The sequence below is a fragment of the Rhizobium hidalgonense genome, assembly GCF_005862185.2.
GTDB classification, from domain to species: Bacteria; Pseudomonadota; Alphaproteobacteria; order Rhizobiales; family Rhizobiaceae; genus Rhizobium; species Rhizobium hidalgonense.
This window is the reverse complement of record NZ_CP054027.1, coordinates 2,593,183-2,607,027: the sequence shown is the minus strand read 5'-3', so window position 1 is coordinate 2,607,027 and position 13,845 is coordinate 2,593,183. Positions and strand designations below refer to the sequence as shown.

Below are 13,845 nucleotides of genomic sequence, written 5' to 3'. Positions count from 1 at the left end.
GATGTATAAGATTTGTTATTCTCGAAACTATGATGAGTGTAATTCAGCAATGCGCGCCACCGAACTTTCCGAGCTCGCAGCCTTTTCAGCCGTCGCGCGGCATAAGAGCTTTCGCAAGGCGGGCGAGGAGCGGGGTGTCACCGCCTCTGCGATCAGTCATGCCGTGCTCAACCTCGAAGATCGAATCGGTATCCGCCTGCTCAACCGCACGACACGCAGCGTCTCGCTGACCGAGGCCGGCGAACTTCTGATGTCGCATCTTGATCCGGCCTTCGGGGAGATGGCCGCCGCGCTCGACGCGCTGAACCGCTACCGAGACACACCCTTCGGCAAGGTGAGGATCAACGTGCCGAACTCGATCGGTCCTTTCGTCATCGGCCGCGTCATTGGCCCGCTACTGAAAAAGAACCCCAATCTGCAGCTGGAAATCAACGCGACGGATCGGCTTGTCGATATCGTCGAGGAAGGCTTCGATGCCGGCATCCGTTTCGGCGAACGCGTCACCGACGGCATGATCGCACTGCGCATCAAGCCGCGCATCCGCTTGGTTGTTGTCGGCTCGCCCGCCTATTTCGAGACCCGGCCGAAACCGGCAACACCTCACGAACTCAAGCGCCATCTCTGCATCCAGAACATGTTTCCATCAGGCGCGCGATATGCCTGGGAGTTCGAAAAGAACGGCCAGACGGTGAGCTTTCAGCCGACCGGACCGCTGTCGCTCGACGATCACGAACTGATGATGCAGGCAGCGCTCGGCGGCGTCGGTCTTGCCTATATCTGGGAACCGCGCGTGGAAAGGGCGATCGCCAGCGGCGAACTCGTTCAGGTGCTGGATGACTGGTGCCAGCCGGAGGAACCGCTCTATCTCTATTATCCGAGCCGCCGCCACATGTCGGCAGGCTTCAGGGCGGTTATCGAAGCGATGCGGGCGGAGTAAAAGCTCAAGTTTTCTGTCCGTCGCCGGCGTCGCTCAACCCGGAACCGGACCCGCGTGGTGAAGTCGGCGGCCATCGGCATGCATGCCTGCGATCGTCTGCAGCGCCGCAAAATAAACCGCCAGATCGCGGGCAGGGTCCGCCGGCAGCGCGGCCGCACGGAATACTCTGCCTCCCGTCGCCTCGACCCCGCCGTCGATCATCAGGTTGTCGGCCATGCCGTGATTTTCGATGGCGATGCCATCCGGTCCGCGTGGGCGCCCGCTCGTCTCATCGATCTCGAGCCCCGCATACCAGACCGAGCGAACACGCAGCCCATAATCGTCGGGGTGATTGGTATAGGCAAAGACCGCTTTTCCGAGCGCAATCATGAAGCCGATCTCGTAGACCGTCCCCGGATCGGCGCTGACGCCGCGAAACGGCGTGATATTGGCGAGGCAGATCTCGGCTCGACGCATGGCGTCGTCGTTGCGTGCGTAGATCTCGGCGGCGGTCCGCTTCACCGGCGTCTGGTTTTCGTCGCTGCCGGGACCGGTCGGTTCGAAGCCGAACTGGCGCGCCAATCGGCGTTTTTCGGCCATGATCGGCATGGCATCCGGAAGAAAAACTTCCGGGCCGGCAAGGTAAATGGTGGTCATCGGTATCCTTCACTTGCACACGAGACGAAGCGCCGGGGTCGGGGCAGCCAGGCACGGAGCCCATTTCCGACGGATGCGCGGCAAATAGCAAGCCGTGCCGGCAGGCATTGTCCGTTTTTTGAGGAGCAGCCCAAGGTTCCGGCCTCACCCTTTTGACTCCGGTGGACGAACCGGCCAATTATGCCGCATGGCCAGCATCGTCGGGAGAAGTTGATGAGCGGTGGGATTTTGCCAGCGGGTATTCGAAAAGCCCCAAAGCGGCTTGTTTGTCTGTTTCCCGTCTGGGCCGCGCTGATGCTCGCGGCATCGGCAGCGATCGGCAAGGACATTGGACCGCAAAGCCAGGCCTCGCGCGACCAGGTCGAAAAACTCGTCGGACTCTGGAAGGATCATTTTGCCGGCGCCGATGGCCTGCAGCAGCGCCGCACCGCTTTCAGGACGCTGATGGAGACAATGCCGGGGCCGACGCGCGTCCAGGTCCGGCAGGTCGATGCCGACGGCGTCGATGCCGAGCTGATGTGGCCCGCCCGTCTTCATCACCCGATCGGCCAACGGGTGATCCTCTATATACATGGCGGCGGCTTTTCCGGCGGCTCCATCCGCACGCACAGTCTGCTTGCCGGCTCGCTCGCCAAGGCCGCATCCAGCGACGTGCTTCTGATCGAATATCGGCTGATGCCCGAATATACCTATCCCGCTCAGATCAACGACGCGCTGACGGCCTTTCGCTGGCTGCTCGACAACGGCTATCGCAGTGAAAACGTTATCGTCGCCGGAGACGGCGCCGGCGGCAATATCGCTATCGAGACGGTGCTGCGGCAGATGAAGGCGGCAAAACCGTTGCCGGCGGCCGTGGTGGCGCTCAGCCCCATCACTGATCTTGCCGCGACCGGCGGATCGATGACAGCGAATGCCGATAGCGATCCATTCGTCGGCAAGGCCTCGATCGAGACCTTGCGGAAGGTCTATCTCGGCAGCCGGTCTCCGACCGATCCCCAGGCATCGCCGCTTTATGCCGACGTGACGGGCTTTCCGCCGCTGCTGCTGCAGGTCGGCTCCGGTGAAGTTCTGCTCGACGATACGCTGCGGCTCGCCGACAAGGCACGCCAGGCAGGTGTCGATGTCACGACCGAGGTCTGGCCGGGCATGCCGCATCAGTGGCAGCTGTTTCCATCCCTGCTCGACGATGCCGATCGGTCGAGCCAGAAAATCGCCGAATTTGCGATCCGGAATTTTGCGGACAAACCGGAGTAGGGGGCGGGAGGAGCAGGATCGCAACGGCCGCCGCCCAAGCATCCTCTCTTTACCCCATCATCATTGCGATGTGCCGCGTGCCGGTGACGGCGCCAGAGGCCGTTCGACTTCCCGGCCGACGCTGAGCGCTTTGCGCACATTCGGCTCCAGCCGCTCCATATAGGCATGGTCGGGCGCAGCCCCCAGCGCATCCAGCATTTTCGAGAAGAAGCAGCGGGCGGCCGCCGCAGCCGTGACGTCGAAGACCTCGGCATCGCTCAACCCGTGTTTCTTCAGTCCGTCTATATCCTGCTGGGTCACCGACGTCGCATCGCGCGCCACTTTGGCGGCAAAGGCCATGATGGCCCGTTCACCGGCATCGATCGGCGCTTTCTCCGTCTCGTTGACGACAGCCGTCAGGCCGTCGCCGGTAAAACCCTCGCGCAGCAGCACGGAGCCGTGCGCCAGCATGCAATAAGAGGATTTCAGCTCCTTGGCGGCAGCAAGCGTCACCAGTTCATAGCGCCTCAGGCTCATATGGCCGCGAATGCTCGAAAGCAGCGCTGCCCAGTTCTCCATCACCTCCGGCCGGTGTCCGAAGGCCCGGTACATGTTCGGCAGATAACCATAATTCGCCTCGGCCGATGCATACATCGACGTCGTCTTCTCGCTGGCGGATGCATTGGGGGTGTGAATGAAAGCCATGGCATGGTCCTCCTCTATAGGAGAAGGATAGGGTAGATAATGAGGACAGCAATCCTGAAATGTCAGGCGGCGTCACTGTTCTCGGAAGCGTTACCGGTTCGCTTGATCGGAAGAGTGACGGTGAAGGTCGATCCGCGTCCTCTTGCGCTTCGAACTTCTATCGAGCCGTCATGGAGTTCGACGATCTGCTTGACCAGGTTAAGGCCGATGCCGGTTCCGGCAATTCCGGTCGAGCTCCCGGCACGGAAATAGCGCTGGAACAGCCGGGGCACGTCTTCGGGATCGATCCCCACGCCGTCATCGCTGATCGAGACTTTGACGTTTCCCGACTCCTCCCATGCGGTGACGCGAATCTCCGAGGTTCCGGGCGCGTATTTGACGGCATTGGACAGCAGGTTGGTAAAGACTTGCGCCAAAGCGCGGCGGTCGGCATCGATGAACTCCGGCAACCGGTCGATGTCCAACGCAAAGCTGTGCGTCTTGGCGATCGTCGACTGACGCTCGCAACAGGTTCTTATCAATGATCGCAAGGCGCAGGCGTCATAGCTGATATCGATCTTGCCGGTATCAAGGCGCCCGGCCGAAAGGATGCTCTCCATCAGATCGACGATCCGGTTCACTGATGCGCGGATCTGGTCGACTTTGTCGCTGAGAAATTCGGGCTCGACTGCCCCTCTTTTACGCAGCAGCCGTTGGGCGGCAGCGTCGATGATGGCGAGCGGGGTTCGGAATTCATGGGACGCCATTGCCACGAACTGCCGCTGCAATTCGTTGATGTTGCGCTCCTGCGCAAGCATTCGCTCGAGTTCCCGCGCCTGGCGCTCAACTTCCGCCGTGCGGCTCTGCACCGTCGTTTCGAGCTGATCGTGATGCCGGCGCAGCTCTTCCGCAAGCCGCACTGTCTTGGTGACGTCTTCGTGGGTGGCCACGTAACCACCGTTTTGCATCGGATTGTGGGTGATCTTGATAACGCGACCATCGACCAGCACGATGTTCTGGCTGGCCACCGCACCGCGCGCCGTCGCTTCGAACACCACATCGAAATAGGTCGCGGTGTCGACCGGGCCATTTCCCACGCTGCTCCGATAGGCCAGGATATCGACAAGCGGCGTGCCTGGTTGGGTCAGTGACTCCGGCAGATTGTACATCCGTGCGTAAGAAGGGTTGCACAGGATCAACTTCTTTGTCGAATCGAACATGCACAGCCCATGCGGCATGTTCCTAAGGGCCGCGTCGAACCGGTGATGTTGTTCGGTGAGGCTGTCTTCGACGCGGATGAGAGTAGAGATGTCTTCATAGCTCAGGATCCAGCCTCCATCCTTCGACGGGGCTGAGGTCAACGAGATCATCCGTCCGTCGGAAAGCGCAAACTGCGATATCTGTGGTTTCCCGGTGGTCGACCGCCTCGATGCCACGGCGCGGCAGTCCCTGGTACCCGGCAATTCGTCGATCGTCATTCCCTTGCGGATCGCGCCTGCCGCCAGACCGAGAATATCGAGCGTGCGGGAATTGAATGCCGTTACCGCGCTGGCAGGATCGAGGAGAACGATGCCCTGCGGCAGGTTTTCCAGAATGGATTCAAACGAGTGTGGCATCATCCGGCCCTGCTTCAAATCTGGCGCGTTGCACGCATGCGTAGCATTGGTCAGAAACGATAAAGTTTCGCTAAAGGTCTGCAGAAGCTCCTCGGGGGAGACTTGGAAAGAGGAGATCGGCCGCCTCGCTCGAGGCGACCCCGATGGGCAAAAACATGCCTCGTCCGCTCCCTTTTCTGCCGGACGAAAATATCGAACGATGGTGCTTATTGGTCTCTGTTTTTAGAACGTTCCAATCTCGAGCGAAGGATCTTGCGTCAAGGAAGGAAAAATAAGTGAACAAAATCGAGATCGATAATATCTCGTTTTAGATTCCGCTTGACAGAATTGGAACGTTCCAAATAATTGTCGTTAAGTCAACGCGTGGTCGGGAGGAAAAATGACAAAGGCGCGGGTCACTGTCATTGACATTGCGAAAGCCGCCGGCGTCTCCAAGTCGACGGTGTCGCTGGTGCTTCAGGGCTCCTCCCTGGTCAATGAGGGGACGCGCTCCAGGGTCAATGCCGTGATGCGCGAACTCGGCTATGTCTATAATCGCGGCGCCGCCAATCTTCGGCAGGCCGGCGCAAAGTCGCGGATCGTCGGGGTCGTCGTCAACGACCTGACGAACAGCTTTTTTGCGGAGCTGGCGGTCGGCGTCGATATGGTCGTCCAGTCGGCCGGCTTCGTGCAGTTCCTGTCGAACACCGGCGAGAGCATCGACCGGCAGCGTGAGGTTGTCGCATCGATGCGGGAGCACGGCATTTCCGGCCTCATCGTCTCGCCGGCGCGCGCCACCGATGCCGCAGATTTCAAGCCGCTCGTGGCGGCCGGGATTCCGGTCGTCGTCGTCGTTCGAAACCTGCCCGGCGCCAAGGTCTCGTCGATCGTCTCCGATAACCGGGCCGGCATGGTGTCGGCGGTCAGGCATCTGGCCGGGCTCGGCCACAAACGCATCGCTTTCCTCGGTGGTTTTCCCGACACCGCTGTCTTCGACGACAGGCTTGCCGGTTACCGAAGCGGCGTGGAGGCAGCCGGGCTCGACTTTCACGAGGAACTCGTCATCTCGTCGGCGCCGTCGCGGGCCGGCGGGGTGGAGGCGATCGGAAAAGCGATCGCGCTCGGCCGTCGGCCGACCGCGGCCGTCTGTTTCAACGATGCCGTCGCTTTCGGCGTTTGTGACGGATTGCGCGCCCGCCGCCTGGAGCCCGGCGCCGACTTCGCCGTGGTGGGGTTCGACGACGTCATCGAGGCGCAGGCGGCGGTTCCGGCGCTGACGACGGTTTCAGTCGATCCGCAGGGCATCGGGCGACGCGGCGCACAGATGCTGCTCAAGCAGATCAATGCAGGTAAGGCCGAGGCGGAGACGGTGACCACAGCCGTTCGGCTCGTTGTCCGCGAAAGTTGCGGGGCCGGCAAGGCCGCGCCGCCAAGGACCGGCAAGAGCGTAAAATCGAAACAGGACGCTGAGTAACGCACATGCAGAAGCATCTCACCCCAGCCGAGGCGGCCGCGCTCATCCCGGATGGCGCCGTTGTCACGGTCTCGTCGTCGAGCGGTCTCGGTTGCCCGGACCTGATGCTGAAGGCGATTGGCGAGCGCTTCGATGCGACCGGTCATCCGAGCGATCTCACCACCCTGCATCCGATCGCTGCCGGCGACATGAGCGGCATCAAGGGCGTCGATCACATCGCCCGGAAGGGGCTGCTCAAGCGCATCATCGGCGGCTCCTATCCCTCGGGTCCGTCATCGTCCGAGCCGCCGCTGATCTGGCAGATGATCACCAGTAACGAGATCCCGGCCTACAACATTCCCTCCGGCATCCTGTTCGACATCCATCGCGAAGCTGCCGCCAAGCGGCCGGGCGTCCTGACCAAGGTCGGTATCGACACATTCGTCGATCCCCGGCGGCAGGGCTGTGCGATGAACGAACGGGCTTCGGAACAACAGGTGGTCAAGCGCGTCAGCTTCGAGGGCGACGACTGGCTGTTCTTCCCCTCGATCGTGCCTCAGGTCGCCATCATCCGCGCCACTACCGCTGATGAGCGCGGCAACCTCACATACGAGCATGAAGGCGCCTATCTCGGCGGCCTCGATCAGGCGCTTGCAGCCCGCAACAATGGCGGCATCGTCATCGCGCAGGTCAAGCGGATCACCAAGGAAGGTTCGTTGAAACCGCATGACGTCCGGGTGCCGGGCATGCTGGTCGACTATATCGTCGTCGATCCCGAACAGAAGCAGACGACCCAGACAGGCTACGATCCCGCGATCTCAGGAGAGATATTCCGTCCGCTCGATAGCTTCAGCGTCCCGGAATTCAATGTTCAGAAGGTCATCGCGCGCCGCGTCGCGCAGGAATTGCAGGCGGGCAGCTGTGTCAATCTCGGCTTCGGCATCTCGGCCAACGTGCCGCGCATTTTGCTGGAGGAGGGGCTTCACGGCGCGGTCACTTGGGTCATCGAGCAAGGGGCGGTCGGCGGGGTGCCGCTGCTCGACTTCGCCTTCGGCTGCGCCTCCAACGCCGACGCCTATATGCCGTCTCCCTATCAGTTCACCTATTTCCAGGGTGCCGGTTTCGATGCGTCGCTGCTGTCCTTCCTCGAGATCGGCAGGGACGGTTCGGTCAACGTCTCCAAGCTCTCCTTCCGGCCGCATGTGACGGCCGGCGCCGGCGGCTTCGTCGACATCACGGCGCGGGCAAAGAAGATCGTCTTCTCCGGCATGTTCAACGCCGGAGCGAAGCTTTCGATCGCCGATGGCGCGCTTCTCATCGAAAGGGAAGGCAAGCTGAAGAAGCTCGTCAACGAGGTCGAACACGTCACCTTCAGCGGCAGGCGGGCGATCGAGCAAGGGCAGGACATCATCTATGTCACCGAGCGGTGCGTGATGAAGCTGACGCCTGAAGGTATCGTTCTGACCGAAATCGCGCCCGGCGTCGATCTCCAGTCCCAGATTCTCGATCAGTCCGAGTTTCCGCTGATTGTCGCGCCCGATCTCAAGGTCATGGATGCAGCGCTTTTCGGCGAAGCGGCGATCGGCCTGTCGCTTCCGGCCAAAAGGGCACGGACGCTGAAGGGAAGCTTCCATGGCTAGCGGAACAGTCAGAGTAGACGTCGACGGACATGTTGCGACCTTGACGATGTCTCGTCCGGAGAAGCTGAACGCGCTCGATCTCGATATGCTGAAAGCCTTGGCGGAGGCGGCCGATGCGGTCGAGGCGAACCCGAATGTGCGCGCCGCTGTTTTGACGGGTGAGGGGAAGGGTTTTTCCGCCGGAGGCGATATCAGGGCCTGGGGCGGAATGTTGCCTCAAGAGTTCGGCCATGCCTGGGTGCGGCACGGCCATCGTATCTTCGAAAGACTGGCAACGCTCCGGGTGCCGCTGGTCGCGGCCCTGAACGGCCATGCCCTCGGAGGCGGGCTCGAACTGGCCGGCGTTGCCGACATTCGCCTCGCAGAGGAACACATCAAGATCGGCCTGCCGGAGACCGGCCTCGGAATGGTCCCGGGCTGGTCCGGCACCCAGCGTCTCGTGCGCCGCTTCGGGGCGCAGGCCGTGCGGCGCATGGCCTTGGGCGGCGAGATTTTTACCGCTGAGGAGGCACGCCTGCTCGGGATCGTCGACGCGGTAGTTCCAACCGGAAACGCGCTGTCCGCCGCCAAGGACTATGCTGAACGGATTGCCGCAAAGGGTCCGGCGGCCATCGAGATCGCCAAGTTGATGATCGCATCGGCGAACGGCGAAGACAACGGGACCGCCGTCGAAGCCCTGGGCTCGATCCTGGCGGCCAAGACCGGCGATCTGAAGGAGGGCGTCGCGTCGTTCAGCGAGAAGCGCCCGGCAACATTCAAGGGAGAATGGTAATGACGGTCCTCGTCAACCCCACCGCATTGAGCAACCACAAAGCGCGCGATTTCAGGATGCTCATCGGCGGCAAATGGGAGGCCGGCGCCGCCGATCCGGTCGAGCGTGTCGCGCCGAGCCACGGGGTCGTGGTCAGCCGCTTCCCGACCGGCAGCAGGAGGGATGCCGAACGCGCCATTGCTGCCGCGCGCAGGGCCTTCGACCTCGGGCCATGGCCGCGGATGACGGCTTCCGAACGGTCCGCCATCCTTCTCAAGGCCGCCGATCTGATCGCGGCACGCGCGGAGGAGCTGGCATTTCTCGACGCGATCGAGGCAGGCAAACCCATCACGCAGGTACGGGGTGAAATTGCCGGTTCGGTCGACATCTGGCGCTATGCCGCGGCACTCGCACGCGATCTTCACGGCGAAAGCTACAATACGCTCGGCGATGGCACGCTTGGTGTCGTGCTGCGCGAAGCGATCGGCGTGGTGTCGATCATCACACCCTGGAACTTTCCGTTCCTGATCGTCGGCCAGAAGCTGCCCTTCGCTTTGGCCGCAGGCTGCACGACCGTCGTCAAACCCTCGGAACTGACATCGGGATCGACGCTTGTGCTCGGCGAAATCCTGCAGGAAGCAGGCATTCCGGAGGGCGTCGTCAACATTGTCACCGGCAGGGGACCCGAAGTCGGCGCGGTCATGACGTCTCATCCCGACGTTGACATGGTGTCCTTCACCGGCTCGACCGGCGTCGGAAAACTGACGATGTCGAATGCCGCGCAGACGCTGAAGAAAGTCTCGCTGGAACTGGGGGGCAAGAACCCGCAGATCGTCTTCCCGGATGCCGATCTCGACGCCTTCATCGATGCCGCTGTCTTCGGCGCCTATTTCAATGCCGGCGAGTGCTGCAATGCCGGCTCGCGGCTGATCCTTCACAAGTCGATCGCTTCCGATGTCGTCAAGCGGATTGCCGAATTGTCGAAGGCGGTCAAGGTCGGCGATCCCCTCGATCCCTCGACGCAGGTCGGCGCGATCATCACGCCGCAGCATCTCGAAAAGATCTCGGGCTATGTCGCCGGCGCCAGGAGCAGCGGCGCCCGGGTCGCGCATGGCGGCGAGACGCTCGACCTCGGCATGGGGCAATTCATGGCGCCGACCATCCTCGAAGCAGTGACACCCGATATGGCGGTGGCGCGTGAGGAAGTATTCGGCCCGGTCCTGTCGGTCCTGACGTTTGAGACGACGGCCGAAGCGATCGGGATCGCCAATTCCATCGACTACGGCCTGTCGGCCGGTGTCTGGAGCCGCGATTTCGATACCTGCCTGACGGTCGGCCGGTCGGTGCGGGCAGGCACGGTCTGGATGAACACCTTCATGGACGGTGCCTCGGAACTTCCCTTCGGCGGCTACAAGCAAAGCGGCCTCGGCCGCGAGCTCGGTCGCCATGCGGTCGAGGACTATACCGAGACCAAGACGCTGAACATGCATATCGGCAAGCGCACCAGTTGGTGGATGCCGCAGACAGAAAGCCGGCTTGGCCGGTCATGAAACTACGCCTGAGGAGGGCGGGTGATCGGTGCGGGAATGGGTCCCGCATCTTGCAAGATGGAACTGGGAGGTTCTTCGATGAATAGGTTTCTCACCACGACTGCCGTGATCGCATTGGCTCTGGCCGGCGCGCATGTGTCCGCCCGCGCCGCCGACGTGAAGGAAGTGCAGATGCTGCACTGGTGGACGTCTGGCGGCGAGGCAGCGGCGCTGAACGTCCTGAAGCAGGATCTGTCGAAGGAAGGCTTTGCCTGGAAGGACGTGCCGGTGGCCGGCGGCGGCGGTGACGCGGCGATGACGGCGCTGAAGGCGATGGTGGCGGCCGGCACCTATCCGACGGCCTCGCAGATGCTGGGCTATACCGTGCTCGATTACGCCCAGGCCGGCGTCATGGGCGACCTGACGGAAACGGCGAAGAAGGAAGGCTGGGACAAGTCGGTGCCGGCCGCACTTCAGAAGTTCTCGGTCTATGACGGCAAATGGGTCGCCGCCCCGGTCAACGTCCATTCGGTCAACTGGCTGTGGATCAACAAGGCCGTGATGGACAAGATCGGCGGCACTCAGCCGAAGAGCTTCGACGATCTGATCGCCCTGCTCGACAAGGCCAAGGCTGCAGGTGTCATCCCCTTGGCGCTCGGCGGCCAGAACTGGCAGGAAGCGACGATGTTCGATTCGATCGTGCTGTCGACCGGCGGACCGGAATTCTACAAGAAGGCCTTCAACGATCTCGACGAGGCGTCGCTGAAGTCGGACACGATGAAGAAGTCGTTCGACAACCTCGCCAAGATCGTCAAATACGTCGATCCGAACTTCTCCGGCCGCGACTGGAACCTGGCGACCGCCATGGTGATCAAGGGTGACGCGCTGGTGCAGGTGATGGGCGACTGGGCCAAGGGCGAATTCGTCGCCGCCAAGAAGACGCCGGATACCGACTTCCTCTGCTACCGCTTCCCCGGCACCGAAGGCAGCGTGGTCTACAACTCCGACATGTTCGGCATGTTCAACGTTCCCGACGACCGCAAGGCGGCGCAGGTGGCATTGGCGACGGCAACGCTGTCGAAGAGCTTCCAGTCGGCCTTCAACGTCGTCAAGGGTTCGGTGCCGGCCCGTACCGACGTTCCCGATACCGACTTCGACGCCTGCGGCAAGAAGGGCATTGCCGATCTGAAGGCGGCCAACGAAGGCGGCACGCTGTTCGGTTCGCTGGCTCAGGGTTATGGCGCGCCTCCGGCGATTGCCAACGCCTATAAGGACGTCGTCTCGAAGTTCGTCCACGGCCAGATCAAGAGCTCCGACGAGGCCGTCACCCAGCTCGTCCAGGCGATCGACGACGCCCGCTGAGATCACGGTCGATGAACACGCTTCCCCGCCTCTTGCGGGGAAGCTTCAGGCCCTGCGACCATTCATGCGGGGCCGATGATGCAGGGGAGGAGATGATATCCATGAGCACAGTTGCCACCACCGATCCGGTTCTGACGCCGCGGCAAGCGACGAGCGTCTCGATCAGAGGCCGGCTGCAGGATGCGTTGCCGAAGATCGTGCTGGCGCCGAGCTTCGTCATCACGCTTGTCTTCGTCTACGGCTTCATCGTCTGGACGGCCTATCTCTCCTTTACCAATTCCAAGACCTTTCCCTCCTATGCGCTGACCGGCGCACGCGCCTATCAGCGGCTGTGGCGCTGGACCTTCGAGAGCGATCCGCCATCCTCCTGGTATACCTCGATCACCAACATGGCGATCTTCGGCTTCCTCTATGTCGGTATCTGCTTGGCCCTCGGCCTGTTCCTCGCCATCCTGCTCGACCAGAAGATCCGCGGCGAGGGGTTGCTCAGGCCGATCTTCCTCTATCCGATGGCGCTCTCCTTCATCGTCACCGGCGTTGCCTGGAAGTGGTTCCTCGATCCCGGCCTCGGACTGGAGCAGACGCTGCACCACTTCGGCTGGACGAGCTTCCACTTCGACTGGATCAAGAACAAGGACTTCGTCATCTACACCGTCGTCATCGCCGGTGTCTGGCAGGCCTCCGGCTTCGTCATGGCGATGTTTTTGGCCGGGCTTCGCGGCATCGACGGCGAGATCATGAAGGCGGCACAGATCGACGGCGCTTCGCCCTTGCAGCTTTACCGGCGCATCGTCATTCCGCTGTTGCGGCCGATCTTCCTGTCGGCCTTCATCGTGCTCGCCCATATGGCGATCAAGTCCTACGACCTGGTGGTGGCGCTGACCTCGGGCGGGCCGGGCGGCTCGGCCTGGCTGCCGTCCAACTTCATGTATGAATACACCTTCAAGCGCAACGAGATGGCCGTCGGCTCGGCCAGCGCCATCATCATGCTGATGACCATCTCGGCAATCATCGTGCCCTATCTCTATTCCGAACTGAAGGAGAAGGCCCGATGAGCAGTCTCACCTCTTCCATCGGCACGTCCTCATCGGCATCGGCAGCCGAAGGAGCGGAGCGCGGCAACAGCGCCCGCTGGATTGGCCGCCTGGTCATCTACGGCCTGCTGGTCATCTTCGCCATCCTCTACCTGATGCCGCTCTTCGTCATGCTGACGACCTCGTTCAAGACGATGGACGAGATCCAGGGCGGCAACATGCTGGCGCTGCCGCAGGCGCCGACGCTCGATCCCTGGGTGAAGGCCTGGGGCGAGACCTGCGTCGGGCTGACCTGCGCCGGCATCAAGGGTTACTTCTGGAACTCGATCAAGATGGTGGTGCCGGCAGTGGCGATCTCCACCATCATGGGAGCGCTCAACGGTTATATCCTGACCAAATGGCGCTTTCCCGGCCACACACTGGTGTTCGGGCTGATGCTGTTTGCCTGCTTCATCCCGTTCCAGTCGGTGCTGCTGCCGATGGCGACGATCCTCGGCTCGCTCGGCCGCTTCGGCATGACGCTGCAGAACGCCACCGGCTTTAACTTCGGCTTCGGCAATCCGACGGTCAATCTGGTCTTCGTCCATGTCGTCTACGGCTTGGGCTTCACCACGCTGTTCTTCCGCAACTTCTACGAGGCCTTTCCGACCGAACTGGTGCGCGCCGCCCAGGTCGACGGCGCGAGCTTCTTCCAGATCTTCCGCCGCATCATGCTGCCGAACTCGCTGCCGATCATCGTCGTCACCGTCATCTACCAGTTCACCAACATCTGGAACGACTTCCTGTTTGCCTCCGCCTATGCCGGCACCGGTGACTCCATGCCGATGACGGTGGCGCTGAACAATGTCGTCAACACCTCGACCGGGGTGGTCGAATACAATGTCAACATGGCGGCGGCGATGATCGCCGCCGTTCCGACGCTCATCGTCTATATCCTCGCCGGCCGCTACTTCGTGCGTGGCCTGATGGCGGGCGCAGTCAAAGGGTAAGT

12 protein-coding genes are annotated in these 13,845 nt (G+C 62.1%); 9 read left to right on the top strand and 3 right to left on the bottom strand.

The genetic code is table 11. The features are described 5' to 3' along the window. Window positions 1-49: 49 nt before the first annotated feature. The gene (locus FFM81_RS12520) at window positions 50-937 is read left to right on the top strand and encodes a LysR family transcriptional regulator (protein WP_025415922.1); all 888 of its coding nucleotides are present in this window, start codon (window positions 50-52) and stop codon (window positions 935-937) included. Window positions 938-970: 33 nt separating this feature from the next. Here FFM81_RS12520 and FFM81_RS12515 read toward each other — a convergent pair whose 3' ends face one another. Next, window positions 971-1,573, bottom strand: a complete 603-nt coding sequence (locus tag FFM81_RS12515; protein ID WP_003573742.1) for a nucleoside 2-deoxyribosyltransferase — start codon at window positions 1,571-1,573, stop codon at window positions 971-973. Window positions 1,574-1,786: 213 nt separating this feature from the next. Here FFM81_RS12515 and FFM81_RS12510 point away from each other — a divergent pair, with 213 nt between their 5' ends. Next, window positions 1,787-2,827, top strand: coding sequence for an alpha/beta hydrolase (locus FFM81_RS12510; RefSeq protein ID WP_138386480.1), 1,041 nt, complete (start codon window positions 1,787-1,789; stop codon window positions 2,825-2,827). A 60-nt stretch (window positions 2,828-2,887) separates the two neighbouring features. On the opposite strand, the gene FFM81_RS12505 is transcribed toward FFM81_RS12510, so the two are convergent. Both FFM81_RS12505 and FFM81_RS12500 read right to left on the bottom strand, forming a co-directional pair. Next, a complete protein-coding gene (locus FFM81_RS12505; RefSeq protein ID WP_003573739.1) occupies window positions 2,888-3,511 on the bottom strand; it encodes a carboxymuconolactone decarboxylase family protein in 624 nt (207 codons plus the stop codon). Between the two features lie 62 nt (window positions 3,512-3,573). Continuing rightward, window positions 3,574-5,109 carry a sensor histidine kinase gene (locus FFM81_RS12500; protein ID WP_025415925.1) on the bottom strand — a complete coding sequence of 512 codons (1,536 nt, stop codon included), beginning with the start codon at window positions 5,107-5,109 and terminating at the stop codon, window positions 3,574-3,576. Between the two features lie 376 nt (window positions 5,110-5,485). Between FFM81_RS12500 and FFM81_RS12495 the strand changes: the two genes are divergently transcribed. From FFM81_RS12495 to FFM81_RS12465, 7 genes are all read left to right on the top strand, one after another. Further along, entirely contained in the window at window positions 5,486-6,559 is a 1,074-nt protein-coding gene (locus tag FFM81_RS12495) for a LacI family DNA-binding transcriptional regulator (protein ID WP_138386481.1), read from the top strand. 5 nt (window positions 6,560-6,564) lie between these two features. Further along, window positions 6,565-8,178, top strand: coding sequence for an acyl CoA:acetate/3-ketoacid CoA transferase (locus FFM81_RS12490; RefSeq protein ID WP_138386482.1), 1,614 nt, complete (start codon window positions 6,565-6,567; stop codon window positions 8,176-8,178). Continuing rightward, the gene (locus tag FFM81_RS12485) at window positions 8,171-8,950 is read left to right on the top strand and encodes an enoyl-CoA hydratase/isomerase family protein (RefSeq protein ID WP_138386483.1); all 780 of its coding nucleotides are present in this window, start codon (window positions 8,171-8,173) and stop codon (window positions 8,948-8,950) included. Before FFM81_RS12490 ends, FFM81_RS12485 begins: the two co-directional genes overlap by 8 nt. Next, window positions 8,950-10,479 (top strand): aldehyde dehydrogenase family protein, encoded by a 1,530-nt coding sequence (locus tag FFM81_RS12480; RefSeq protein WP_138386484.1) that lies wholly within the window; start codon window positions 8,950-8,952, stop codon window positions 10,477-10,479. The genes FFM81_RS12485 and FFM81_RS12480 overlap by 1 nt, the downstream gene beginning before the upstream one ends. A 78-nt stretch (window positions 10,480-10,557) precedes the next feature. Beyond that, window positions 10,558-11,820, top strand: coding sequence for an ABC transporter substrate-binding protein (locus FFM81_RS12475; protein ID WP_173883784.1), 1,263 nt, complete (start codon window positions 10,558-10,560; stop codon window positions 11,818-11,820). Between the two features lie 101 nt (window positions 11,821-11,921). Further along, the gene (locus FFM81_RS12470) at window positions 11,922-12,875 is read left to right on the top strand and encodes a carbohydrate ABC transporter permease (protein WP_003566886.1); all 954 of its coding nucleotides are present in this window, start codon (window positions 11,922-11,924) and stop codon (window positions 12,873-12,875) included. Next, a complete protein-coding gene (locus FFM81_RS12465) occupies window positions 12,872-13,843 on the top strand; it encodes a carbohydrate ABC transporter permease (protein ID WP_128399994.1) in 972 nt (323 codons plus the stop codon). Before FFM81_RS12470 ends, FFM81_RS12465 begins: the two co-directional genes overlap by 4 nt. Window positions 13,844-13,845 lie beyond the last annotated feature (2 nt).

What these genes read in the sequence shown, in the direction of transcription:
- FFM81_RS12500 (WP_025415925.1), bottom strand. Translation starts at nt 5,109, where the DNA reads ATGATGCCACACTCGTTTGAATCCATTCTGGAAAACCTGCCGCAGGGC.
- FFM81_RS12505 (WP_003573739.1), bottom strand. Translation starts at nt 3,511, where the DNA reads ATGGCTTTCATTCACACCCCCAATGCATCCGCCAGCGAGAAGACGACG.
- FFM81_RS12485 (WP_138386483.1), top strand. Translation starts at nt 8,171, where the DNA reads ATGGCTAGCGGAACAGTCAGAGTAGACGTCGACGGACATGTTGCGACC.
- FFM81_RS12480 (WP_138386484.1), top strand. Translation starts at nt 8,950, where the DNA reads ATGACGGTCCTCGTCAACCCCACCGCATTGAGCAACCACAAAGCGCGC.
- FFM81_RS12495 (WP_138386481.1), top strand. Translation starts at nt 5,486, where the DNA reads ATGACAAAGGCGCGGGTCACTGTCATTGACATTGCGAAAGCCGCCGGC.
- FFM81_RS12510 (WP_138386480.1), top strand. Translation starts at nt 1,787, where the DNA reads ATGAGCGGTGGGATTTTGCCAGCGGGTATTCGAAAAGCCCCAAAGCGG.
- FFM81_RS12490 (WP_138386482.1), top strand. Translation starts at nt 6,565, where the DNA reads ATGCAGAAGCATCTCACCCCAGCCGAGGCGGCCGCGCTCATCCCGGAT.
- FFM81_RS12475 (WP_173883784.1), top strand. Translation starts at nt 10,558, where the DNA reads ATGAATAGGTTTCTCACCACGACTGCCGTGATCGCATTGGCTCTGGCC.
- FFM81_RS12465 (WP_128399994.1), top strand. Translation starts at nt 12,872, where the DNA reads ATGAGCAGTCTCACCTCTTCCATCGGCACGTCCTCATCGGCATCGGCA.
- FFM81_RS12470 (WP_003566886.1), top strand. Translation starts at nt 11,922, where the DNA reads ATGAGCACAGTTGCCACCACCGATCCGGTTCTGACGCCGCGGCAAGCG.
- FFM81_RS12515 (WP_003573742.1), bottom strand. Translation starts at nt 1,573, where the DNA reads ATGACCACCATTTACCTTGCCGGCCCGGAAGTTTTTCTTCCGGATGCC.
- FFM81_RS12520 (WP_025415922.1), top strand. Translation starts at nt 50, where the DNA reads ATGCGCGCCACCGAACTTTCCGAGCTCGCAGCCTTTTCAGCCGTCGCG.